This window comes from Pseudomonas sp. FR229a (assembly GCF_030209115.1).
Classification (GTDB): domain Bacteria; phylum Pseudomonadota; class Gammaproteobacteria; order Pseudomonadales; family Pseudomonadaceae; genus Aquipseudomonas; species Aquipseudomonas moraviensis_A.
The window spans coordinates 149,165-173,429 of sequence record NZ_JARVSP010000022.1; the positions used below are offsets into that span (position 1 = coordinate 149,165).

Annotated in this window: 18 protein-coding genes; 15 read left to right on the forward strand and 3 right to left on the reverse strand. The window is 61.6% G+C overall.

Translation table 11 applies throughout. From position 1 onward, the window contains the following. The first annotated feature begins 44 nt into the window (after positions 1–44). The 5 genes from cdhC (at position 45) to QRN33_RS18600 (ending at position 4,550) form a co-directional block, all read left to right on the forward strand. The gene (cdhC, locus tag QRN33_RS18580) at positions 45–932 is read left to right on the forward strand and encodes a 3-dehydrocarnitine:acetyl-CoA trimethylamine transferase CdhC (protein ID WP_064365326.1); all 888 of its coding nucleotides are present in this window, start codon (positions 45–47) and stop codon (positions 930–932) included. Positions 933–1,062: 130 nt separating this feature from the next. Then, positions 1,063–2,028: an L-carnitine dehydrogenase gene (locus tag QRN33_RS18585; protein WP_285409510.1), complete on the forward strand. Its 966-nt coding sequence runs from the start codon at positions 1,063–1,065 to the stop codon at positions 2,026–2,028. Positions 2,029–2,252: 224 nt separating this feature from the next. Further along, entirely contained in the window at positions 2,253–2,729 is a 477-nt protein-coding gene (locus QRN33_RS18590) for a thioesterase family protein (protein ID WP_285409511.1), read from the forward strand. 25 nt (positions 2,730–2,754) lie between these two features. After that, positions 2,755–3,918 carry a gamma-butyrobetaine dioxygenase gene (locus tag QRN33_RS18595; RefSeq protein ID WP_285409512.1) on the forward strand — a complete coding sequence of 388 codons (1,164 nt, stop codon included), beginning with the start codon at positions 2,755–2,757 and terminating at the stop codon, positions 3,916–3,918. 368 nt (positions 3,919–4,286) lie between these two features. Then, complete coding sequence (locus tag QRN33_RS18600) at positions 4,287–4,550, forward strand: hypothetical protein (protein ID WP_016772808.1); 264 nt, start codon at positions 4,287–4,289, stop codon at positions 4,548–4,550. 88 nt (positions 4,551–4,638) lie between these two features. Here QRN33_RS18600 and gbdR read toward each other — a convergent pair whose 3' ends face one another. Beyond that, positions 4,639–5,742, reverse strand: coding sequence for a choline metabolism transcriptional regulator GbdR (gene gbdR / locus QRN33_RS18605; protein WP_007949927.1), 1,104 nt, complete (start codon positions 5,740–5,742; stop codon positions 4,639–4,641). A 600-nt stretch (positions 5,743–6,342) separates the two neighbouring features. After that, positions 6,343–7,719: an L-serine ammonia-lyase gene (locus tag QRN33_RS18610; RefSeq protein WP_285409513.1), complete on the reverse strand. Its 1,377-nt coding sequence runs from the start codon at positions 7,717–7,719 to the stop codon at positions 6,343–6,345. A gap of 435 nt (positions 7,720–8,154) precedes the next feature. Between QRN33_RS18610 and QRN33_RS18615 the strand changes: the two genes are divergently transcribed. From QRN33_RS18615 to choV, 3 genes are all read left to right on the forward strand, one after another. Then, a complete protein-coding gene (locus QRN33_RS18615; protein WP_064365331.1) occupies positions 8,155–9,102 on the forward strand; it encodes a choline ABC transporter substrate-binding protein in 948 nt (315 codons plus the stop codon). Positions 9,103–9,179: 77 nt separating this feature from the next. Beyond that, positions 9,180–10,025: a choline ABC transporter permease subunit gene (choW, locus tag QRN33_RS18620; RefSeq protein ID WP_016772805.1), complete on the forward strand. Its 846-nt coding sequence runs from the start codon at positions 9,180–9,182 to the stop codon at positions 10,023–10,025. After that, positions 10,022–11,200, forward strand: a complete 1,179-nt coding sequence (gene choV, locus QRN33_RS18625) for a choline ABC transporter ATP-binding protein (RefSeq protein ID WP_016772804.1) — start codon at positions 10,022–10,024, stop codon at positions 11,198–11,200. Before choW ends, choV begins: the two co-directional genes overlap by 4 nt. Before the next feature lie 248 nt (positions 11,201–11,448). Here choV and QRN33_RS18630 read toward each other — a convergent pair whose 3' ends face one another. Beyond that, positions 11,449–13,389: a BCCT family transporter gene (locus QRN33_RS18630; protein WP_231991047.1), complete on the reverse strand. Its 1,941-nt coding sequence runs from the start codon at positions 13,387–13,389 to the stop codon at positions 11,449–11,451. 486 nt (positions 13,390–13,875) lie between these two features. On the opposite strand from QRN33_RS18630, the gene betI reads away from it, so the two are divergent. The 7 genes from betI to dbpA all read left to right on the forward strand — a co-directional run bounded on the left by betI (position 13,876) and on the right by dbpA (position 24,231). After that, positions 13,876–14,469, forward strand: a complete 594-nt coding sequence (gene betI, locus QRN33_RS18635) for a transcriptional regulator BetI (RefSeq protein WP_285409514.1) — start codon at positions 13,876–13,878, stop codon at positions 14,467–14,469. An 87-nt stretch (positions 14,470–14,556) separates the two neighbouring features. After that, entirely contained in the window at positions 14,557–16,029 is a 1,473-nt protein-coding gene (gene betB / locus QRN33_RS18640; RefSeq protein ID WP_042606621.1) for a betaine-aldehyde dehydrogenase, read from the forward strand. 209 nt (positions 16,030–16,238) lie between these two features. Beyond that, positions 16,239–17,942 (forward strand): choline dehydrogenase, encoded by a 1,704-nt coding sequence (betA, locus tag QRN33_RS18645; RefSeq protein WP_065616502.1) that lies wholly within the window; start codon positions 16,239–16,241, stop codon positions 17,940–17,942. Positions 17,943–18,193: 251 nt separating this feature from the next. Further along, complete coding sequence (locus tag QRN33_RS18650; protein WP_285409515.1) at positions 18,194–19,636, forward strand: TldD/PmbA family protein; 1,443 nt, start codon at positions 18,194–18,196, stop codon at positions 19,634–19,636. Continuing rightward, positions 19,636–20,973 (forward strand): TldD/PmbA family protein, encoded by a 1,338-nt coding sequence (locus QRN33_RS18655; RefSeq protein ID WP_042606618.1) that lies wholly within the window; start codon positions 19,636–19,638, stop codon positions 20,971–20,973. The genes QRN33_RS18650 and QRN33_RS18655 overlap by 1 nt, the downstream gene beginning before the upstream one ends. A gap of 213 nt (positions 20,974–21,186) precedes the next feature. Continuing rightward, positions 21,187–22,614 (forward strand): multidrug transporter subunit MdtD, encoded by a 1,428-nt coding sequence (mdtD, locus tag QRN33_RS18660; protein ID WP_042606617.1) that lies wholly within the window; start codon positions 21,187–21,189, stop codon positions 22,612–22,614. A 231-nt stretch (positions 22,615–22,845) separates the two neighbouring features. Continuing rightward, on the forward strand, positions 22,846–24,231 hold the full coding sequence (gene dbpA, locus QRN33_RS18665) for an ATP-dependent RNA helicase DbpA (RefSeq protein WP_024014613.1): 1,386 nt from the start codon (positions 22,846–22,848) through the stop codon (positions 24,229–24,231). The last annotated feature ends 34 nt before the right edge of the window (positions 24,232–24,265 follow it).

Genomic DNA, 24,265 nt, shown 5'->3' on the forward strand with positions numbered 1-24,265 from the left:
CCACGGGCTGCGGACAGACCCATCACGCCTGAAGGAAACGCACCATGAACCACGACGTCATCATCACCTGCGCACTCACCGGTGCTGGCGACACGACCGCCAAGAGCCCGCATGTGCCGGTCACCCCGAAACAGATCGCCGCTGCGGCAGTGGAAGCGGCCAAGGCTGGCGCCACCGTGGTGCACTGCCATGTGCGCGATCCGCAGACCGGCAAGTTCAGCCGTGACGTGGCGCTGTATCGCGAAGTGATGGAGCGCATCCGCGAGGCGGACGTCGACATCATCGTCAACCTCACCGCCGGGATGGGCGGCGACCTGGAAATCGGCGCTGGCGAGCAGCCGATGGAATTCGGCCCGAACACCGATCTGGTCGGCCCGCTGACCCGTCTCGCCCACGTTGAAGAGCTGCTGCCGGAAATCTGCACCCTCGATTGCGGCACGCTGAATTTCGGCGACGGCGACACCATCTATGTCTCGACGCCGGCACAACTGCGCGCCGGCGCCAAGCGCATCACCGAACTGGGCGTGAAAGCCGAGCTGGAGATTTTCGACACCGGGCATCTGTGGTTCGCCAAGCAGATGATCAAGGAAGGCTTGCTCGACAACCCGCTGTTCCAGCTCTGCCTGGGCATCCCGTGGGGCGCGCCGGCCGACACCACCACCATGAAAGCCATGGTCGACAACCTCCCCGCCGATGCGGTGTGGGCGGGCTTCGGCATTGGCCGCATGCAGATGCCGATGGCCGCGCAAGCGGTGCTGCTCGGCGGCAACGTGCGGGTCGGGCTGGAAGACAACCTGTGGCTGGACAAAGGCGTGCTGGCGACCAATGGCCAATTGGTTGAGCGCGCCACGGAGATCCTCAGCCGCCTCGGTGCCCGCGTGCTCACGCCGGCGGAAGGCCGCAAGAAAATGGGCCTGACCCAGCGCGGCTGATCCCATCACCCATTCCACCTGTAGGAGCTGCCGAAGGCTGCGATCTTTTGCCTTTGATTTTTAGAAGCAAGATCAAAAGATCGCAGCCTTCGGCAGCTCCTACGGGGTCCTCGACTATCAGGGAATACCTATGCGCTTTATCACCGAAATCAAAACCTTCGCCGCCCTCGGCAGCGGTGTCATCGGCAGTGGCTGGGTCGCCCGCGCCCTCGCTCATGGCCTCGACGTGGTGGCCTGGGACCCGGCGCCCGGCGCCGAAGCGGCGTTGCGCCAGCGCGTGGCCAATGCCTGGGGCGCGCTGGAGAAGAACGGCCTGGCGCCGGGCGCTTCGCAGGATCGCCTGCGCTTTGTCGCAACCATCGAGGAATGCGTGCGCGACGCCGATTTCATTCAGGAGAGCGCCCCCGAGCGGCTGGAACTGAAACTCGATCTGCACAGCAAAATCAGCGCCGCCGCCAAGCCCGACGCCTTGATTGGCTCAAGCACTTCAGGCCTGTTGCCCAGCGAGTTCTACGAGAGTTCGACGCACCCTGAACGCTGCGTGGTCGGGCATCCGTTCAACCCGGTCTATCTGTTACCGCTGGTGGAAGTGGTCGGCGGCAAGCACACCGCGCCTGAGGCGGTTCAAGCGGCGATGCACGTCTACGAATCTCTTGGCATGCGTCCGTTGCATGTGCGCAAGGAAGTGCCGGGGTTCATCGCCGATCGCTTGCTTGAAGCGCTGTGGCGCGAGGCGCTGCATCTGGTCAATGACGGTGTGGCGACGACCGGCGAGATCGACGATGCGATTCGTTTTGGCGCCGGCCTGCGTTGGTCGTTCATGGGTACATTCCTGACTTACACCCTGGCCGGCGGCGATGCCGGCATGCGCCACTTCATGTCGCAATTCGGCCCGGCGTTGCAGTTGCCGTGGACGTATCTGCCAGCGCCGGAGCTGACCGATAAGCTGATCGATGATGTGGTCGATGGCACCAGTGAACAGTTGGGCCGCCACAGCATCTCGGCGCTGGAGCGCTATCGTGATGACTGCCTGCTGGCGGTGCTCGAGGCGGTGAAGACCACCAAAGAGAAGCATGGGATGAGTTTCAGCGAGTAATGCGTATGGCATGACACTGCTGCCCTCACCCTAACCCTCTCCCTGAGGGAGAGGGGACTGACCGAGGTGTTTTTGCAAGCTACGCCGACTTGCACCTCTGAGTCGAACTCTGGACTTGAAAAGCTCGAAAATCGGCTCCCTTTCCCCCTCGCCCCCTTGGGGGAGAGGGCTGGGGTGAGGGGGTTGCTCTTGATCTTCACCCATCAACTGCGGGAATCGAAACCATGCCCCACCTCACCACCTACCAAACCACCATCATCCCCGACTGGGTCGACTACAACGGCCACCTGCGCGATGCCTTCTACCTGCTGATCTTCAGCTATGCCACCGACGCGCTGATGGATCGCCTGGGCATGGACAGCAACAACCGCGAGGCCAGCGGCCATTCGCTGTTCACCCTCGAGCTGCACCTCAATTACCTGCACGAAGTGAAGCTCGATACCGAGGTCGAAGTGCGCACGCAAATCATCGGCCACGACAGCAAGCGTCTGCACCTCTACCACAGCCTGCACACAATCGGCGAGGAACAGGAACTGGCCGGCAATGAACAGATGCTCCTGCACGTCGACCTCACCGGCCCGCGCTCGGCGCCGTTCAGCCCCGACACGCTGCATCGCCTGCAAGCGATCGTCGCTGAGCAGACCGACCTGCCCGCTCCCGCTTACATCGGCCGCGTGATCGCGCTGCCACCTGCCCGGTAAATTCCTCCATCGTCAAGGAGCCGCCATGAACACCGCCGTCGCTGTTGCCGATTTTCGTACTTATCCGTTGATCAGCGCGCTACGCGGCGTGCAGGGTCTGGCGGATCGCGTTGTCATCGAATGGGCTGACAGTCGTGTCAGCCCGTTTCACCACGTATGGCTGCGCGACAATTGCCCGTGTGATCGCTGCGTCTATAGCGTCACCCGCGAGCAGGTCTTCGAGAGCGTCGATGCCGCCGAGGATCTGCAACCACTGGCCACGCGCATCGACACCGACGGCTGCCTGCGCATCGACTGGCAGGATGGTCACCTCAGCCGCTTCGATCCGGGCTGGTTGCGCGCTCACGCCTATGACGACGAGTCCCGCGCCGAACGCCTGGCCGGCAAACCTCAGAGCCGTCTGTGGCATAGCGATCTGCAGTTGCCGGTGTTCGAGTACGCCGCACTGATGAACGACAACGCTGCGCTGCTGCAATGGTTGCTCGCCGTGCGTGACATCGGCCTGACTCAAGTGCGCGGCGTGCCCACCGAGCCGGGCTCGCTGAAGCTCATTGCGCAGCGGATTTCCTTCATCCGCGAAAGCAATTTCGGCGTGCTGTTCAATGTGCAGTCCAAAGCCGACGCCGACAGCAACGCCTACACCGCCTTCAACCTGCCATTGCACACGGATTTGCCGACTCGCGAGCTGCAACCTGGGCTGCAATTTCTGCACTGCCTGGTGAACGATGCCGAGGGTGGCGAAAGCATTTTCGTCGATGGTTTCGCGATCGCCGACGCCTTGCGTCGAGAGGATCCGCAGCTGTTTCAGGCCCTGTGTGAAATCCCCGTGGAGTTTCGCAACAAGGACCGCCACAGCGACTATCGCTGCCTGGCGCCAATCATTGCTGTGGATGCGTTGGGGCGTGTGGCGGAAATTCGCATGGCGAACTTTTTGCGCGGCGCGTTCGATACATCCGTGGCGCAGATGCCGTTGCTGTATCGAGCCTATCGACGTTTTATCGCGATGACCCGCGAGCCGCGGTTTCGGCTGGTGCAGCGGCTCAATCCGGGAGAGTTGTGGTGCTTTGACAACCGCCGCACGCTGCATGCGCGCAATGCCTTTGACCCAGCCACCGGGGCGCGGCATTTCCAGGGGTGCTATGTCGACCGGGATGAGTTGTTGTCGCGGATCCTGGTGTTGCAGCGTTAGCCCGCTACAAGATCGCAGCCTTCGGCAGCTCCTACAGGGCAACGCATTCCACCTGTGGGAGCGAGCCTGCTCGCGATAGCGTCAGCGGGAACAACCAATCTCTGACTGATTCACAGAAAAAAAAACTCCGATCAAGCCGTGACAGGATCGGAGCTGAGGAGGGTACTGTTGAGGAGCTGCCAGGCGAGGGTGACCAAACCTTCGTGAAGCAAGCTGGAGCCAGTTTGCCTACTCGCCAATCCACTCGGTTAGCCGAAAACGACCTGTTCATAGTCGTCCCGGCCACCGCGACAAAACGCCCTTGCCGCGTCCGGTCGGGGCCACCAGAATCGAGCCAAGACCTCCGTTGCCACAGAAGGATTTGCGTAATGATGTACGCCGATTTGATTGACCAGGAAGATCTGTTGGGCCAGCTCAAGGCCTTGGGTATTCAGGTGCCGAGCGGTACCACCGCCGAGCAGGCCTGTGAGTGCGCAGTACGAGGACTGGATAACGTTCGCGCATTTGAACTGCGCAAGATGGTCAAGGACATGTACACCAGCGGCGCCAGCATCCAGCCGGCGGTGCGTCAGGCGATCGACAAACAGTTGTTACCGGCCCTTTCGGATTACCAGCAGTCCCACAGCGCGTGAAAAACCCCTTCGCGAGCAGGCTCGCTCCCACCCTGGAATGCATTCCGACTGTGGGAGCGAGCCTGCTCGCGAAGAACGATGACTCGGTCTACAGCCTTACGCTGGCAAACGTCGATTCATTGCGCGCCTGACTCAACGCCGACATCGGCCCCGACAGCGGCGACATCACGATCGCCTGCGGCAGCGGCAGCATGGCCACTTGCTGGGTGGTGTTGGAGCCGACGCGCTCGTCACGCGGCGGAATGCCGAAGTACTCGCGGTAGCACTTGGAGAAGTGCGGCGTGGAGACGAAACCACACACCGATGCCACTTCGATGATCGACATCGGCGTCTGCTTGAGCAGTTGCCGGGCGCGGATCAGCCGCAGCTTCAGGTAATAGCGCGACGGTGAGCAGTGCAGGTATTTCTGGAACAACCGCTCCAGCTGTCGACGCGACACCGCGACATACACCGCCAGCTCATCAAGATCGATCGGCTCTTCCAGATTGGCCTCCATCAGCGCGACGATTTCCTGCAGCTTCGGCTGATTGGTGCCGAGCATGTGCTTGAGCGGCACACGCTGGTGATCCTGTTCGTTGCGGATACGCTCGTAGACGAACATTTCCGAAATCGCTGCGGACAGTTCGCGTCCGTGGTCGCGGCTGATCAGGTGCAGCATCATGTCCAGCGGCGCAGTGCCGCCGGAGCTGGTGAAGCGGTTACGGTCGAGGGTGAACAGGCGTGTGCTCATGGCCACGCGCGGGAAAGCTTCCTGCATCGCCGCCAGGCATTCCCAGTGCACGCTGCAGTCGAAGCCGTCGAGCAGACCGGCGCAGGCCAGCGCCCAACTGCCAGTGCACACCGCGCCAAGACGCTTGGACTGGCGCGCCTGGCTTTGCAGCCAGGACACGTGTTCACGGGTCACGGTGCGTTGAATGCCGATGCCGCCGCAGACGATCACGGTGTCCAGTGGCGGGGCTTTGTGCATGGAGGCGTCGGGGGTGATCTGCAGACCGTCACTGGCCCAGACCTGGCCGCCATCGACAGTGAGGGTGCTCCAGCGATACAGCTCACGACCGGACAATTGGTTGGCCATGCGCAGTGGCTCAACGGCGGACGCCAGGGAAATCAGCGTGAAATTGTCCAGCAGCAGAAAGCCGATGGATTGAGGCGCACGGTTCTGGGGTTGGGCCCCGGAGTTGAACGACGTCATCGCGGTATCTCCTCACACAAAGCGGGTGGTGGCCTCAGGCGGAGGCTCTTGTTATTGCCGGCATTCTCACGAGGGAAGCGGGCTTTGTTATGACAGAGCAATTGCCATGCCTGAAATTGGATGGCCATTCAATAACTCCTGAAAACGACCTCGCGACGCGTCTATACGAGACCTCGGATCACGGCATTTCGAAGTGCCATCAAGCGCCTTGACCGCCCTGCCGCGCAGCCTGTGAGCAGATCGGTAGCACTTGTGGGAACGGGCCTGCAGAGGATTTGCACAGAGTGTCACCGCAAGCACGGGCGACCAGCGGTCAGGTAACGACTGATAAGTCACGGCTGATAAAGACGCTTGTCTGATTGCGACGCGCCAAAAGGTGGCGTGATTGGAATGAGGTGTTCATTTGGTGAGCAGTTTTGACTGGTCTGGCATCACACTGAATGCCGTTCATGGGCCACTGTGGCGAGGGAGCTTGCTCGCGCTGGACTGCGAAGCAGGCCCGAAACCAGACTTGCGGTTCTGCAATTGAAATGCATCAAGCTGATTGCGACTGCTGCGCAGCCGAGCGGGAGCAAGCTCCCTCGCCACAATAAATACGCGTCAGCACTCCACGGCGCTGACCGCCAGGCCACCGCGCGAAGTTTCTTTATATTTGTCATGCATATCGGCGCCGGTATCGCGCATGGTGCGGATCACCCGGTCCAGGGAAATGAAGTGTTGACCGTCGCCACGCAGGGCCATTTGCGCCGCGTTGATCGCCTTCACCGCGGCAATCGCGTTGCGCTCGATGCACGGCACCTGCACCAGACCACCGACCGGGTCGCAAGTCAGGCCCAGGTTGTGCTCCAGACCGATTTCCGCTGCGTTGCACAACTGTTCAGGCGTGGCGCCGAGAATCTCCGCCAGCCCCGCCGCCGCCATCGCGCAGGCCGAACCGACTTCGCCCTGGCAACCGACTTCGGCGCCAGAGATGGAAGCGTTCTTCTTGCACAGAATGCCGACCGCCGCCGCGCTGAGGAAATAGTCGACGACGTTGGCGTCGGTCACCGCCTCGCTGAACTTCATAAAGTAGTGCAACACCGCCGGGATGATCCCCGCCGCGCCGTTGGTCGGTGCGGTGACCATACGCCCGCCGGCAGCATTCTCTTCATTGACGGCCAGGGCGAACAGGTTGACCCACTCCATCGCGCTCAGGGTCGAGCCGATGACGTTGGGTTTGTTCAGTTCCTGCAGGCTGCGGTGCAACTTCGCCGCGCGCCGGCGCACGTTCAAGCCGCCGGGCAGAATGCCTTCGTGCTTGAGGCCCTGCTCGACGCAATCCTGCATCGCCCGCCACAGCTTCATAAGGCCGGCGCGGATTTCTTCTTCGCTGCGCCAGACCTTTTCGTTGGCCATCATCAGTTCGGCAACGCGCAGATTGTGCGTCTTGCACAGTTCCAGCAGCTCGACCGCACTGGAGAAGTCGTAGGGCAATTCGGTGCGATCCAGATCAACCACACCGCTGGCCGCTTGCGCCTCATCAACGACAAAGCCGCCGCCGATTGAATAGTAGGTGTCACGGTGCAGCTCACCGAACTCGCCTTCGGCAACCAGGGTCATGGCGTTGGGATGGAACGGCAGGTTTTCATCGATCAGGCGCATGTCCCGGGCCCAGACAAACGGCACCGACAGACGACCATCCAATAACAGCGTATGGGTTTCGCGCAGCGCCTGAATGCGCGGGCCGATCTGCGACGGGTCGATTGCGTCCGGCCACTCGCCCATCAGGCCCATGATCACCGCGTTATCGCTGCCGTGACCGACGCCGGTGGCCGACAGCGAACCGAACAACTGCACCTCCATGCGCCGCACCTGTTCCAGCTGATGCTTGCCGCGCAGCGACTCGACGAACAGCGCGGCGGCGCGCATCGGGCCGACGGTGTGGGAACTGGAAGGGCCGATGCCGATTTTGAACAGGTCGAAAACGCTGATAGCCATTGCTGCAGAGCTCCTGAGAATACCGGTCCGGGCGGCAAAAGCGCCCGCTGGCGGAGCTGCTACGCTCAAGCTGCGATCCGCCGAATGCCGGCATCATCGGGCTTTTGTCGGCGCGCACGGCGTCTGACACCGACGCACTCATGTCCAGCAGCGTCGTTACGTTTTCGCCCCGCAAATACGCCGCTTTTATGCAGTTGTGCAGGTCATCGGAGGCGGAAAAAAGCTGTAAGCGACGTCACCGACACTGGAAGCGACCATCCCTGTACTGGATACGACCCTCCCTGTAGGCGTCAGATTTTCACTGGTACATGATCGGGATGACTCGATTGCCAGGCGCTGCGGTAGAGCTGTCTTACGAACGCCACCAACCGCAACCCATAAGTGCGGTGGTCCACAGTCGGAACACTGCCAAAAAAAACACCAAGGAGTCCATCCATGAAAGGTTCCCCGTCGTTGTTGTTGGCCGCCCTGCTGAGTCTGCCGTTACTGGCGCAAGCCGCAGAACCGGCACAGTGCAGCCTCGTTAACTTCTCCGATGTCGGCTGGACCGACATCACCGCGACCACCGCCACCACTTCCGTCGTTCTCAACGCCCTCGGCTACAAGACCAAGACCACCATGATCTCCGTGCCCGTGACCTACAAGTCGCTGGCCGACGGCAAGAACATGGACGTGTTTCTCGGTAACTGGATGCCGACCATGGAGAACGACATCAAGCCGTACCGCGATGCCGGCACTGTCGACACCGTGCGCACCAACCTCAAGGGCGCCAAGTACACCCTCGCGGTGCCGCAAGCCCTGTACGACAAAGGCCTGCATGACTTCGCCGACATCGCCAAATTCAAGAAAGAGCTCGACGGCAAGATCTACGGCATCGAGCCGGGCAACGACGGCAACCGGCTGATCCAGAGCATGATCGACAAGGACGCCTTCGGCCTGAAAACCGCCGGTTTCAAGGTGGTCGAATCCTCCGAGGCCGGCATGCTCTCGCAAGTCGACCGGGCGCAGAAACGCGACACCGCCGTGGTCTTCCTAGGCTGGGCCCCGCACCCGATGAACAAGCGTTTCAAGATTCAATACCTGACCGGCGGCGACGACTTCTTCGGCCCCGATTTCGGTGCAGCCACCGTGGCCACCAACACCCGCAAGGGTTACGCCGAAGAATGCAGCAATGTCGGTCAGCTGTTGAAAAACCTGGAGTTCACCGTCGACATGGAAAGTGAACTGATGGGCAACATCCTCGACGACAAGATGAAGCCTGACGCGGCCGCCAAGGCCTGGCTGAAAAAGAATCCACAGGTGCTCGAAACCTGGCTCGCTGGCGTGACCACCATTGACGGTAAACCAGGCCTGGAGGCCGTGAAAGCCAAGCTCGCGCCTTGATTCGAGGGGCATCGCTTATGCCGGGCAGGCGTGCCTGCCCGGGCTGTTAATTTCCTTGCATGCGGACGTTCACTACCATGCTGATTGATCAGAAAATACCTCTAGGCCAGTACATCGCGGGCTTCGTCGAATGGTTGACGCAACACGGCGCCAACACCTTCGACGCAATCGCCGTGACACTGGAAACGATGATCCACGGCGTGACGTTTGCGCTCACCTGGTTCAACCCACTGGTGCTGATTGGCCTGATCGCCATCATCGCCCACCTGATTCAACGCAAGTGGGGCCTGACAGCGTTCGTGGTCGCCTCGTTCCTGCTGATCCTCAATCTGGGGTACTGGCAGGAAACCATGGAAACCCTCGCCCAGGTGCTGTTCGCCACCCTGGTCTGCGTGTTGATCGGCGTGCCGCTGGGCATCGTCGCCGCGCACAAACCGATGTTCTACACCATGATGCGGCCGGTGCTCGATCTGATGCAGACCGTGCCGACCTTCGTTTACCTCATTCCTACCCTGACCCTCTTCGGGCTGGGTGTGGTACCGGGCCTGATCTCCACGGTGGTCTTCGCCATCGCGGCGCCGATCCGCCTGACCTACCTGGGCATCCGCGATGTCCCGCAAGAACTGATGGACGCCGGCAAGGCCTTCGGCTGCTCGCGTCGCCAATTGCTCTCAAGGATCGAACTGCCGCACGCCATGCCAAGCATCGCGGCCGGCATCACCCAGTGCATCATGCTGTCGCTGTCGATGGTGGTGATCGCGGCACTGGTCGGCGCCGACGGACTCGGCAAACCGGTGGTCAACGCACTGAACACTGCTGATATTGCGCTGGGCTTCGAAGCAGGCCTGGCAATCGTACTGCTGGCGATCATGCTCGACCGTATCTGCAAACAACCCGACGCCAAAGTAGGGGGTGACGCATGAGCATAATTCGCTTCGAAGACGTCGACGTGATCTTCTCCAAAGACCCGCGCGAGGCACTCAAGCTGCTCGATCAGGGCATGACCCGCAACGAGATCCTCAAGAAGACCGGGCAGATCGTCGGCGTGGAAAAGGCCACGCTGGACATCAACAAGGGCGAGATCTGCGTGCTGATGGGCCTGTCCGGTTCGGGCAAGTCGAGCCTGCTGCGCTGCATCAACGGTCTCAACACCGTGAGCCGCGGCAAGCTGTTCGTCGAGCATGAAAACCGCCAGATCGACATCGCCTCCTGCACCCCGGCCGAGCTGAAAATGATGCGCACCAAGCGCATTGCCATGGTGTTCCAGAAGTTCGCCCTGATGCCCTGGCTGACGGTGCGCGAGAACATCAGTTTCGGCCTGGAAATGCAGGGCCGACCGGAGAAGGAACGCAAAAAACTGGTCGATGAGAAACTCGAGCTGGTCGGCCTGACCCAGTGGCGCAACAAGAAGCCGGACGAACTGTCCGGCGGCATGCAGCAGCGCGTCGGCCTCGCCCGCGCGCTGGCGATGGACGCCGATATTCTGCTGATGGACGAACCGTTCTCGGCCCTCGACCCGCTGATCCGCCAGGGTCTGCAGGACGAATTGCTGGAACTGCAACGCAAGTTGAGCAAGACCATCGTGTTTGTGAGCCACGACCTCGATGAAGCCCTCAAACTGGGCAGCCGCATCGCGATCATGAAGGACGGCCGGATCATCCAGTACAGCGTGCCGGAAGAAATCGTCCTCAACCCGGCGGACGACTACGTGCGGACCTTTGTCGCCCACACCAATCCGCTCAACGTACTTTGCGGCCGCAGCCTGATGCGCACGCTGGACAAGTGCAAACGCATCAACGGCTCGGTGTGCCTCGATCCGGGCGGCGATTCATGGCTGGACCTGGCCGAAGGCAACACCATCAAGGGCGCACGGCAGAACGGCTCGGTGCTGAACCTGCAGAACTGGGCGCCAGGGCAAGCGGTGGAAGGCCTGGAGCGCAAACCGACGCTGGTGGACTCGAACATCGGCATGCGTGACGCGCTGCAGATCCGTTATCAGACCGGCAACAAGCTGGTGCTGCACGATAACAATCATGTGGTGGGGATCCTCGGCGACAGCGAGCTGTATCACGCGTTGTTGGGCAAGAACCTCGGTTAAGGCGGGATAAAAAAAGGGATCGCGGTGAGCGATCCCTTTTTATTGGGTCAGGGAAAAGCCCCTCACCCTAGCCCTCTCCCAGAGGGAGAGGGGACCGATCGGGGGATGCTGCAGATATGCACCGACCTGATCTTGCTTTACCGAATCCATAATCAACTCGATCTCTCAGGTCGATGTATGACGCTAGACATCTCGGTCAGCTCCCTCTCCCTCCGGGAGAGGGCTGGGGTGAGGGCCAGCTTTTGACTTTAGCTATACACCCGGCCAAGAAGCTGCCGATGGCTCTCGAACTGATCCAGCACATCCCGGGTAATCTGCTCCGGCGTAAAGCCCATCAAGTCGTAATCCTGACTGCCATTGTGCAGATACACCTCGGCCCGGTAATAACGCTGGCGCGCTTCATCCGATTGCGCCGATTCGGTCGGAGTCGCCAGATAGCCGTCCAGGCTCACTTCATAAACGAAAGGGTTGCCCTCTTCCATTTCGACCCGCACACCCATGCAACGCTTGGCCTTGCCCAACAGCGTCTGCACTTCAATCCCCTGATTGCGCAATTGTGCGGCCGCATCTTCCAGCGCCGGGGTGACATGTTTGTCCATGAAGCGCTGCACCACCGATTGGCTCGGCTGCAGATCCAGCTGAGTCAGGCGCTCGCTGAAACCACGGCGTCCGCGCTCGGCCAGTTGCGCTTGCTCCTGTTCGATCTGCACGTCCTGGCGCATCGCCTTGTGCAGGCCGAACATGAAGCAGATCAGCACCACCGAGAACGGCAGGCCGGCCAGCACGACCATGGTCTGCATGGCTTCGAAGTTGCCGGCGAACAGCAGGCCAATGGTCACCAGCGTGATCACCACGGACCAGAAGATCCGCAGCCAGTGCGGCGCGTCTTCATCGACGTTACCGCCCTTGCACGACAGGTTCGCCATCATCACCGCGCCGGAGTCGGCCGGGGTCAGGAACAGCACGAAGCCGACGAAGATCGACACACCGATGACGACTTTCGACGCCGGATAATGCTCAAGCAACTGATAAATCGCCATCGACGGCTGTTCCAGCGCCGTCTTGCCCAACTCAACCGCGCCCTGATTCATCACCAGATCCAGCGCCGAGTTACCGAAGATCGACAGCCACGCCAAGGTGAAGCCCAACGGAATCAGCAGCACGCCAGCGACCAGTTCCCGCACGCTGCGGCCACGGGAAATCCGCGCGATGAACATGCCCACGAATGGCGCCCAGGAAATCCACCATGCCCAATAGAACAGGGTCCACAGCCCGAGCCAGCGGTCGGACTTGGCGTTGTCGCCTTCATAGACGTACAGGTCGAAAGTCTTCAACACCACGCCGTTGAGGTAGTCGCCGATGTTCTGCACAAAGCCGTTGAGCAAGTGCAGGGTCGGGCCGAACAACAGGACGAAAATCAGCAGGCCGCTGAACAGCACGATGTTCAGGTTGGACAGGCGACGAATGCCGTTTTCCACACCCGACACGGCAGCGATGGTCGCCACGGTGCTCATGACGATGATGACGATCAGCAGGTTGGTGTTGCTGTGCTCCATGCCGAACAGGTTCTCCAGCCCGGACGACACTTGCAGCGAGCCAATCCCCAGGTTGGTCACCAGACCCAGCAGCGTTACGAACATGCCGAAGCCGTCTACCGCGTGCCCGGCCGCGCCTTTGACCCAGCGCTCGCCGACCAGCGGATACAGTGCCGAACGCAGCGCCAGCGGCTGGTTATGCCGATAGGCAAAATATGCCACGGCCAGACCGACCAGTGCGTAGATCGCCCAGCCGTGCAGGCCCCAGTGCAGGAACGTCAGTTGCACTGCCTGCCGCGCGGCCAGGTTGCTGGCCGACGTGCCTTCCGGCGGATTGAAATAGTGATCCAGCGGCTCGGACGCGCCGAAGTACAACAGCGAAATGCCGATGCCTGACGAGAACAGCATCCCCGCCCAGGCGCCGTAACTGAAATCCGGGGTGTCGTCCTTGCTGCCCAGTTTGAGTTTGCCGTACGAGGAAAACGCCAGACCGACCACGAACACCAGGTAGGCGGCGATCACCACCATGTAGTACCAGCCGAAACTGCGCGACAACCAGGCCTGGGCCATCCCCAACATTCTGCCGGCCTCTTGCGGGGCGATGATCAGAATGGCGGTCAACAACAGAATCAGCGCGGTCGAGGTGTAGAACACCCAACCGTTGACCGTCACCTTCTCGGGCGGGGTCTTTATTAGCGAGGCAGAACTCATGGCACAAATGCTCCAGGCAGTGCGAGAGAAGAACACAAGGCATCACGGAACCCGACCAATCGGTTAGTTGGCAGCCGACCGGCGGGTGATATAAAGACACTCCGAAAAAAGCCCGAACCTGCCGAAATGGCGTTGCGTATTCGCTTTCGTGGCCAGAGGTGCCGGACGTTCATCCGAAACCTGGCCCCGAGCGTCTTGCCCTTTCAACACGTCCTTCGAATCACGAACCGCGCCATGCCCCACGCAGGTTTCGAGCCGTTTCAGGTGTCGGTTTTTATCGTCATCACGCGTAGGAATTTTCTGTAGGCAGCGACGAATTGTCGCAGATCTTATTCTTTGTTGATTGAACGTTCAATCAAAACAAAATAGACTGGCCCTCAATCCGATCGGCGTCATTCGCCCCTCGGAAGGCCTAAGGAGATGTGCAAGATGCCCAAGGTCGGTATGCAACCCATCCGCCGCCAACAACTGATCGAAGCCACTTTGCAGGCCGTCGATCAGGTCGGAATGGTGGACGCCAGCATTGCGCTGATCGCCCGTTTGGCCGGTGTCTCGAATGGCATCATCAGTCATTACTTTCAGGACAAGAACGGCCTGATCGCCGCCACGATGCGGTACCTGATGACCGCCCTCAGCGAGAGCGTCACCGCGCGCCGTCAGGCGCTGGCAGATGACAGCCCACGGGCGCATCTGCAGGTGATCATCGAAGGCAACTTCGACGCCAGCCAGGTCAATGGCCCGGCAATGAAAACCTGGCTGGCCTTCTGGGCCACCAGCATGCACCAGCCGTCTTTGCACAGGTTGCAGCGGATCAACGATCACCGTCTGTATTCCAACCTGTGCTGCCAGTTCCGCCGTGTGCTGCCGCTCGAAGATGCGCGCAGTGCGGCCCGGGGTCTGGCAGCGTTGATTGACGGCTTGTGGTTGCGCGGCGCGCTGTCGGGAGATGCTTTCGACACGGCGCAAGCGCAACAGATCGCTTACGAATACATGGATTTCCAATTGGCCAAGCAGGTGAGCTAGAGCACACAGAAACGCTCAGCCCCTGAACTCCACCGCAGCGTCATCGCGGTGGTCAACGCCAACCACCAATGCACTTGCGAGGACACTATGGCCCGTTTCGAACTGCAAAAACTCTACATCGATGGCGCGTATACCGATGCCGGCAGCGACGCCACCTTCGAAGCCATCAACCCGGCGAACGGTGAAGTCCTCGCACTGGTGCAACGTGCGACCAAGGACGACGTCGAGCGCGCCGTGGTCAGCGCCGAAAAGGGCCAGAAAATCTGGGCCGCGATGACCGCCATGGAGCGTTCGCGCATCCTGCGTCGCGCCGTCGACATCCTGCGCGAGCGCAACGATGAACTGGCCGCGCTGGAAACCCTGGACACCGGCAAATCCTTCTCCGAAACCAAATACGTCGACATCGTCACCGGCGCCGACGTGCTGGAATACTACGCAGGCCTGGTGCCCGCCATCGAAGGCGAGCAGATCCCGCTGCGTGACACCTCTTTCGTTTACACCCGTCGCGAGCCGCTGGGTGTGGTCGCCGGTATCGGCGCGTGGAACTACCCGATCCAGATCGCGCTGTGGAAATCCGCTCCAGCCCTGGCGGCCGGTAACGCGATGATCTTCAAGCCAAGCGAAGTCACCTCGTTGACCACCCTGAAACTGGCCGAGATCTACACCGAAGCCGGCGTGCCGAACGGCGTGTTCAACGTCCTGACCGGCAGCGGCCGCGAAGTCGGCACCTGGCTGACCGAGCACCCGCGCATCGAAAAAATCTCCTTCACCGGCGGCACCGACACCGGCAAGAAAGTCATGGCCAGCGCCTCGGCTTCGTCGCTGAAAGACGTGACCATGGAACTGGGCGGCAAGTCGCCGCTGATCATCTTTGACGACGCCGACCTCGATCGCGCCGCCGATACCGCGATGATGGCCAACTTCTACAGCTCCGGTCAGGTCTGCACCAACGGCACTCGCGTGTTCGTACCGGCGCACCTGAAAGCTGCGTTCGAAGCCAAGATCGTTGAGCGCGTTGCACGCATCCGCGTCGGCAACCCGGAAGACGAAAACACCAACTTCGGCCCGCTGGTCAGCTTCGCCCATATGGAAAGCGTGCTGGCCTATATCGAAAAAGGTAAGGAACAAGGCGCGCGCGTCCTGTGCGGCGGCGGTCGTCTGACCGACGGCGAATTCGCCAAAGGCGCGTTCGTTGCACCGACCGTGTTCACCGATTGCAGCGACGACATGACCATCGTCCGCGAAGAAATCTTCGGCCCGGTAATGGCGATCCTCTCCTACGAAACCGAAGAAGAAGTGATCCGCCGCGCCAACGACACCGACTTCGGCTTGGCCGCCGGTATCGTCACCAAAGACCTGAACCGCGCCCACCGCGTGATTCATCAACTGGAAGCCGGTATCTGCTGGATCAACGCCTGGGGCGAGTCCGACGCGAAAATGCCGGTCGGCGGCTACAAGCAGTCGGGCGTGGGCCGTGAGAACGGGATCAGCTCGCTGAATAACTTCACCCGGATCAAATCGGTACAGGTCGAGCTGGGCGATTACGTCTCGGTGTTCTGATCTGCCGCAACGCTGAAGTCGGGGCCCTTGTGGCGAGAGAGCTTGCTCCCGCCGGGCTGCGAAGCGGCCCCGACTGCAGACACCGCAGTTATCCAGACAGAACTCAGTTGCAGGCTTTGCGACTGCTGCGCAGCCGAGCGGGAGCAAGCTCCCTCGCCACAGCAAGTGGCCACTCGGCAGCCTGACCACATTTAAAGAGGGTGCATTCAATGTCCCAAGAATTCGATTACATCATCATAGGTGCCGGCTCGGCCGGTAACACCCTGGCGACCCGTCTGACTGAAGACGAAGGCGTAACCGTTCTGCTGCTCGAAGCCGGGGGCCCGGACTACCGCCTCGACTTCCGCACGCAGATGCCCGCCGCGCTGGCGTTCCCGCTGCAGGGTCGTCGCTACAACTGGGCCTATGAAACCGATCCAGAGCCACATATGGACGGTCGCCGGATGGAATGCGGTCGCGGCAAGGGCCTCGGCGGTTCTTCGCTGATCAACGGCATGTGCTACATCCGTGGCAACGCCATGGACTACGACGGCTGGGCGAAACTGCCGGGCCTGGAAGACTGGTCGTACCTCGATTGCCTGCCGTACTTCCGCAAAGCCGAAACCCGTGACATCGGCCCGAATGATTACCACGGTGGCGAAGGCCCGGTCAGCGTGACCACACCGAAGGCTGGCAACAACCCGCTGTTCCACGCCATGGTTGAAGCCGGCGTACAGGCCGGTTACCCGCGCACCGAAGACCTCAACGGCTACCAGCAGGAAGGCTTCGGCCCGATGGACCGCACCGTGACGCCGAATGGCCGCCGTGCTTCCACCGCCCGTGGCTACCTCGACATTGCCAAGAAGCGTTCGACCCTGACCATCGTCACCCACGCCCTGACCGACAAGATTCTGTTTGAAGGCAAGCGTGCGGTCGGCGTGCGTTACCTGATCGGCGACGCGCAAGAGCGCGTTGAAGCCAAGGCGCGCAAAGAAGTGCTGCTGTGCTCCGGCGCGATCGCTTCGCCGCAGATTCTGCAGCGTTCCGGTGTCGGCCCGGCGAAACTGCTGGAAAGCCTCGACATCCCGGTGGTTCACGATCTGCCGGGCGTTGGTGAAAACCTGCAGGATCACCTTGAGCTGTACCTGCAATACGCCTGCACCCAACCGGTCTCGCTGTACCCGTCGCTGCTCTGGTACAACCAGCCGGCGATCGGTGCCGAGTGGCTGTTCAACGGCACCGGCATCGGTGCCAGCAACCAGTTCGAGGCCGGCGGTTTCATTCGTTCGCGTCCGGAATTCGAATGGCCGAACATCCAGTACCACTTCCTGCCGGTGGCGATCAACTACAACGGCAGCAACGGTGTGAAAGAACACGGTTTCCAGGCGCACATGGGTTCCATGCGCTCGCCGAGCCGTGGCCGCGTCCAGGTCAAATCCAAGGACCCGCGCCAGCACCCGAGCATCCTGTTCAACTACATGGCTACCGAGCAGGACTGGCAGGAATTCCGCGACGGCATCCGCCTGACCCGCGAAATCATGCAGCAGCCGGCCCTCGACGCGTTCCGTGGTCGCGAAATCAGCCCGGGCATCGAAGTGCAAACCGATGAGCAGCTCGACAAGTTCATCCGCGAGCACGCCGAAACCGCGTTCCACCCGTCCTGCTCGTGCAAGATGGGCACCGACGAGATGGCCGTGGTCGATGGCGAAGGTCGTGTGCACGGCATGCAGAGCCTGCGCGTGGTCGATGCCTCGATCATGCCGATCATCACCACCGGCAACCTCAACGCACCGACGATCATGATGGCGGAGAAAATCGCCGACAAGATCCGTGGTCGCAAACCGCTGCCGCGCAGCAACGCTGCGTACTACGTCGCCAACGGCGCGCCGGTCAAAGGCAAGCCGATGCGGGATATCACCCCGGTTACCCAGTAAGTCGTAAGACCGAGGCGCGACCTTCGCGAGCAGGCTCGCTCCCACATTGGAATGCATTTCAACTGTGGGAGCGAGCCTGCTCGCGAAGGGGCCCTCAGATTCAGCACAAATTCCCCCGCTGCACAGTAAAACCTCCTACACCCCCTCTTCACTTGATCCTACCCCCACGCGGGCCTACTCTAGACCTCGCGCAACCGTTTCACCCTCCCCGCTGTCGCCACGCCGCTACTCCATTACAAGGAGGTTCCCGAATGTTCGATTTCCACCCCCAGCTCAAGCAGCGCTTCGCTGCCTTGCGCACGGGCGCTGAATTTTTTTCCCTGCGGTATGTGCGCGAGTCCGGGCAGTATCTGTCGGTGCGCAAGAACGTCGCCGAACCGCCGAGCCTGCGCCGCGACGAAGGGGCGATGCTCACCGTGCGGGTCAATGGCGTCGAAGCCTACGCGGCGACCAACGATCTTTCGCAACAGGGCCTGCAAGCCGCCCTCGAACGCGCCGAGCAACAGGCCCGCCGCCTCAAGCCGCACGCCTTGCTCGATCTGCGCGAGCAGCCGGTTTCCAGCGACCGCGCTGATTATTTTTCGCCTAACCTCGAACAGCCCTTCCCGTCCCTGAGCGAATGCTTCGAGCTGCTCGGCGCGGAATCCGCCTCGGTGCCCAAGGATGAGCGCCTGGTCAACTGGCAGGTGAGCATCGGCATCACTCACGTCGAGCAGATTTACCTGAGCAGCGCCGGCGCCGAATTGCGTCAGGCCCAGCGCTTTGTCTATCCAGGCCTCGACGTCACGGCCTACGACGGCAACGACAGCCAGACCCGTAGCCTGGGCCGGGAGAATTTTGGCCAACAGGGTGGCGCCGATGTCATCAGCCGTTGCGGACTGGTCGGTGCCGGCCCGCAAGTGGCCGATCAGGCCCTGCAACTGCTGCTCGCGCCGAACACCCCGCAAGGCCCGCGCGATCTGCTGCTGATGCCCGATCAGATGATGCTGCAGATCCACGAGTCCATCGGCCACCCGCTGGAGCTCGACCGGATCCTGGGTGATGAGCGCAATTACGCCGGCACCAGTTTCGTCAAAACCAGCGATTTCGGCAGCCTGCAATATGGCTCCAGGCTGCTCAACGTAACCTTCGATCCGGACATTCCCGAAGAACTCGCCAGCTACGGCCATGACGACGATGGGACCCCGGCCAGCAAACAATTCCTGATTCGCGACGGCCTGCTGCTGCGGCCACTGGGCGGAGCGCTGTCGCAATATCGCGCCGGCCTCGATGGCGTCGCCAACAGCCGCGCCTGCGGCTGGAACCGCCCGCCGATCGACCGCATGGCCAACCTCAACATCGAGCCGGGTGATCAAACGCTGGAGCAGATGATCGGCGGTATCGAGCACGGCATTCTGATGAGCACCAACCGTTCGTGGTCGATCGACGATGCGCGCAACAAATTCCAGTTCGGCTGCGAATGGGGCCAGCTGATCGAGAACGGTGAACTTAAAGGCGTGGTGAAAAATCCCAACTACCGGGCGATTTCCGCGCACTTCTGGAAGAGCCTGCGCGCCGTCGGCGATGCCAACACCGTCAAGGTGCTGGGCACGCCGAACTGCGGCAAGGGCGAACCGAACCAGGTGATTCGCGTCGGCCACGCTTCGCCGGCCTGCGTATTCAGCAACATTGATGTGTTTGGGGGAGACGCCTGATGAGCATTTCGAAGCGTCAGTCCGACGCCTTCAAGGTCATGGTCAACTGGCTGCGCGACAGCGTGCGCGAGCCGGAACAGTTCACGCTCAGCTACGCCGCCGAAGCCTCGGCGTTCGTGCGCTTCAATCACGCCAAGGTGCGCCAGGCCGGGCAGGTGCAACAGGCCAACGTCGGCCTGAAACTGATCAACGACGGTCGCCACGCCGACCTGCAGATCACGCTGTCCGGGGATCAGGAAGCCGATCTGCAACGGCTCGCCGAGGGCCTGCAGCAATTGCGCGAAACCCTGCCGCTGCTGCCGCAGGATCCGTATCTGCTGCTCAATCACAACAGTTGGCAGAGCACGCACGTACAAGCGCATCCGCTGCCGGACACCGAAGATGTCGTCGGGCAAATCTGCGCCGCCGCTGAAGGTCTCGACCTGGTCGGTTTTTATGCTGCCGGTCCGATCAGCCGCGGTTTCGCCAGTTCCGCCGGCGCGTTCGGCTGGCATGAAGCCAACAGCTTCAATTTCGACTTCAGCCTGTTCCATGAAAATGGCGAAGCGGTGAAGGCCAGTTACGCCGGGCACGACTGGAGCGACGAGGGTTTCGCCAGGCGTTTCGCCCAGGCCCGCGAACAGCTTGAGTTTCTCGGCCGACCGTTACGCACCCTGGCGCCGGGTCAGTACCGCGCCTATCTGGCGCCGGCGGCGCTGGAAGAAATCATGGGCATGCTCAGTTGGGGCGGTTTTTCGGCGCAATCGATCGCCAGCAAGAGCAGTCCGTTGCAGAAGCTCTACGTCGGCGATCAGGCATTCAGCCCGTTGCTGTCGCTGGATGAGAAAGTCAGCGAGTCGCTGAGCCCGGCGTTCTCCGCCGAAGGCTATCCGCGCAGCGATCTGCGTCTGATCATCGAGGGCAAGGCCGGGGATCAACTGGTCGGCTCGCGCAGCGCTGCCGAATATGGTCTGGCGGCGAACGGTGCGGGCGGCGGCGAGATGCCCAGCGCGTTGAACATGGCTGCAGGTGATTTGTCGCAGCAAGAGATCCTCAAGCAGTTGGGCACCGGGCTGTACATCAGCAACCTGTGGTACCTGAACTACTCGGACCAACCGGCGGCGCGTATGACCGGCATGACCCGTTTCGCGACTTTCTGGGTCGAGAACGGCGAGATCCAGGCGCCGGTCAGCACCATGCGTTTCGATGACAGCGCCTACAACCTGCTCGGTTCGCAGCTGGAAGCGTTGACCACCGAGCGCGAGCTGCTGCTGTCGGCGAGCACCTACAGCCAGCGCAATACCTCGTCGGCGTTGTTGCCGGGGGCGTTGGTCAGCCGACTGACCTTGACCCTGTAAATCGCCCCCCGGTGAGGGGGGGCACACTCAACTGTGGCGAGGGAGCTTGCTCCCGCTGGGTTGCGAAGCGACCCCAAAACCGGAGCTCACGGTGTTCCAGTAATACCGCGCTGGCCGGATTCACGACGGCTGCGCCGCCGACCGGGAGCAAGCTCCCTCGCCACAGAGTTTCATTCAGACCGACAAGCCGGATTAACCACCTTCAGAGGTTCCATGCCCAACCGCCCGCCTCTCGACGCCATCACCGCACGCTGGTTGCCGTGGGTCGTCGCCATTGCGTTCTTCATGCAGTCCCTCGACGGGACCATCCTCAACACCGCGCTGCCGGCCATGGCCAGCGATCTCGCAGAAGACCCGTTGCGCATGCAGGGCGTGATCATCGCCTACATGCTCACCGTCGCCCTGTTGATCCCGGCGTCAGGCTGGATCGCCGACCGCTTCGGCACCAAGAAAATCTTCTTCGGTGCGATCCTGCTGTTCAGCTTCGGCTCGCTGCTCTGCGCCTTGTCCAGCAGCCTGAGCATGCTCATCGGGGCGCGGGTGATCCAGGGCCTCGGCGGTGCGCTGATGTTGCCGGTCGGGCGACTGGTGGTGCTGCGCGCCTATCCGCGCTCGGAACTGGTGCGGATCATGGGTTTCATCACCATTCCCGGCCTGCTCGGCCCGCTGATCGGCCCGACCATGGGCGGCTGGATGGTGGAATACGTAACGTGGCACTGGATCTTCCTGATCAACCTGCCCGTCGGGGTCATCGGTTGTTATGCGGTGTGGAAATTCATTCCTGACCTGCGCGGCACGGAGCGCACGCGTTTCGATAGCCTCGGCTTTCTGCTGTTCGGCGCGGCGATGATCCTCATCACCATTGCCATGGAAGGCCTTGGCGAACTGCACTTGCCGCACCTGCGGGTGATGTTGCTGCTGTTCGCCGGCATGGCCTGTCTGGCGGCGTACTGGCTGCGCGCCGGGCATATCGAGAATCCGCTGTTCGCGCCGTCACTGTTCAAGACCCGCACCTTCGCCGTCGGCATTCTCGGCAACCTGTTCGCACGACTGGGCAGCGGTGCCCTGCCGTTTCTTGTGCCGTTGTTGCTGCAAGTGGCGTTAGGCTATTCGCCCTCGCAAGCCGGGATGAGCATGTTGCCGCTGGCCGCTGCGGCGATGATCGCCAAGTGGGTCGCCCGACCGCTGATCGAACGCCTCGGCTATCGCATCGTCCTCACCGGCAACACGCTGGCACTGGGGATCATGCTGGCGAGCATGGGCCTGGTCAGCGAGCAGACGCCGTACTGGCTGCTGCTCTGCCTGCTGGCGGTGCTGGGGGCGATCAACTCGCTGCAATTCACCGCGATGAACACCGTGACCCTGATCGACCTCGACGATGCCAGCGCCAGCAGCGGCAACAGTTTGCTCTCGGTGGTCGCGCAATTGTCGCTGAGCCTCGGCGTGGCCTGCGCCGGTGCGCTGCTCGGCGGCTTCACTGCGAAGGTAGGCAACGATGGTGTGGAAACCGTGCTCGGCGCTTTCCAGCTGACCTTCGTTACGGTCGGCGTGATGGCGATGCTCGCGGCAACGATCTTCTCGCAACTGTCGAAGGAAGACGGGCGCCGGGCGAAACGGCCGCAGGAACACATCGAACACTGATTCCGCTGAAGGACTCCCTGTAGGAGCTGCCGAAGGCTGCGATCTTTTGATCTTGTTTTTTAAAGAAAAATCAAAAGATCGCAGCCTTCGGCAGCTCCTACAGGGGAGTGTGGTCCCTCACACAGACTGATCTCCAGTCAGAGAAACTCTGGGGCTGTTCGTCCAGAACTGTCGAGGAAACTGGCACGGGGCTGCTACACTGCGCGACATTTTGTTTTGCAGGCCAGTCCCGTGACCACCATCGCCACCGCTTTTAATACTCTGCCGCTGTCCGCCGCCATGCTGGCTAACCTCGAATCACTCGGTTATGCCCAGATGACGCCGATCCAGGCGCAGAGCTTGCCGGTGATCCTCAAGGGGATGGACCTGATCGCCCAGGCCAAGACCGGCAGCGGCAAGACCGCCGCGTTCGGCATCGGCCTGCTGAACCCGATCAATCCGCGCTACTTCGGTTGCCAGGCGCTGGTGATCTGCCCGACCCGCGAGCTGGCTGACCAGGTGGCCAAGGAAGTCCGTCGTCTGGCCCGCGCCGAAGACAACATCAAGGTCCTGACCCTCTGCGGTGGCGTGTCGTTCGGCCCGCAGATCGCTTCGCTGGAGCATGGCGCGCACATCATCGTCGGCACCCCGGGGCGCATTCAGCAGCACCTGCGCAAGGGTTCGCTGGTGCTCGATGGTCTGAACACGCTGATCCTCGACGAAGCCGACCGCATGCTCGACATGGGTTTCTACGACGCCATCGAAGACATCATCATCAAGACCCCGGAGCGTCGCCAGACCCTGCTGTTCTCCGCGACCTACCCGGTGGGCATCAAGCAACTGGCCTCGAAATTCATGCGCGATCCGCAGACCGTCAAGGCTGAAGCCTTCCACGACGACACGCAGATCGAACAGCGCTTCTACGAAATTTCCCCGGAAGAGCGCATGAGCGCAGTGACCAAAGTCCTGCACCACTTCCGTCCGGCGTCCTGCGTGGCGTTCTGCTTCACCAAGCAGCAAGTGCAGGAAACCGTTGATCACCTGACCGCCAAAGGCATTTCCGCCGTCGGCCTGCACGGCGATCTGGAACAGCGTGACCGCGATCAGGTGCTGGCGATGTTCGCCAACCGCAGCACCTCGGTGCTGGTTGCCACCGACGTCGCAGCCCGTGGTCTGGATATCGATGCGCTGGACATGGTGATCAACGTCGAGCTGGCGCGGGATTCGGAAATCCATATCCACCGCGTCGGCCGTACCGGTCGCGCGGGCGAGAAAGGCATTGCCATCAGCCTCGTCGCGCCATCCGAAGCACACCGCGCGCAAGCCATCGAACAATTGCAGAAAGCGCCACTGAACTGGGATCAGATCGACAACCTCAAGTCCCAGGGGCTGGCACCGCTGCAACCACCGATGACCACCCTGTGCATCGGCGCTGGCCGTAAAGACAAGGTGCGTCCAGGCGACATTCTTGGCGCATTGACTGGCGAAGCGGGCATTCCCGGTGCGCAGGTTGGCAAGATTGCGATCTTCGATTTCCAGGCCTATGTCGCTGTCGAGCGCACCGTGGCCATGCAGGCCTTGCAGCGCCTGAACGACGGCAAGATCAAGGGCCGCTCGTTGCGCGTACGCATTCTCTAAGCGATCTTCCATCCAAAGAAGATCCCCCTGTGGG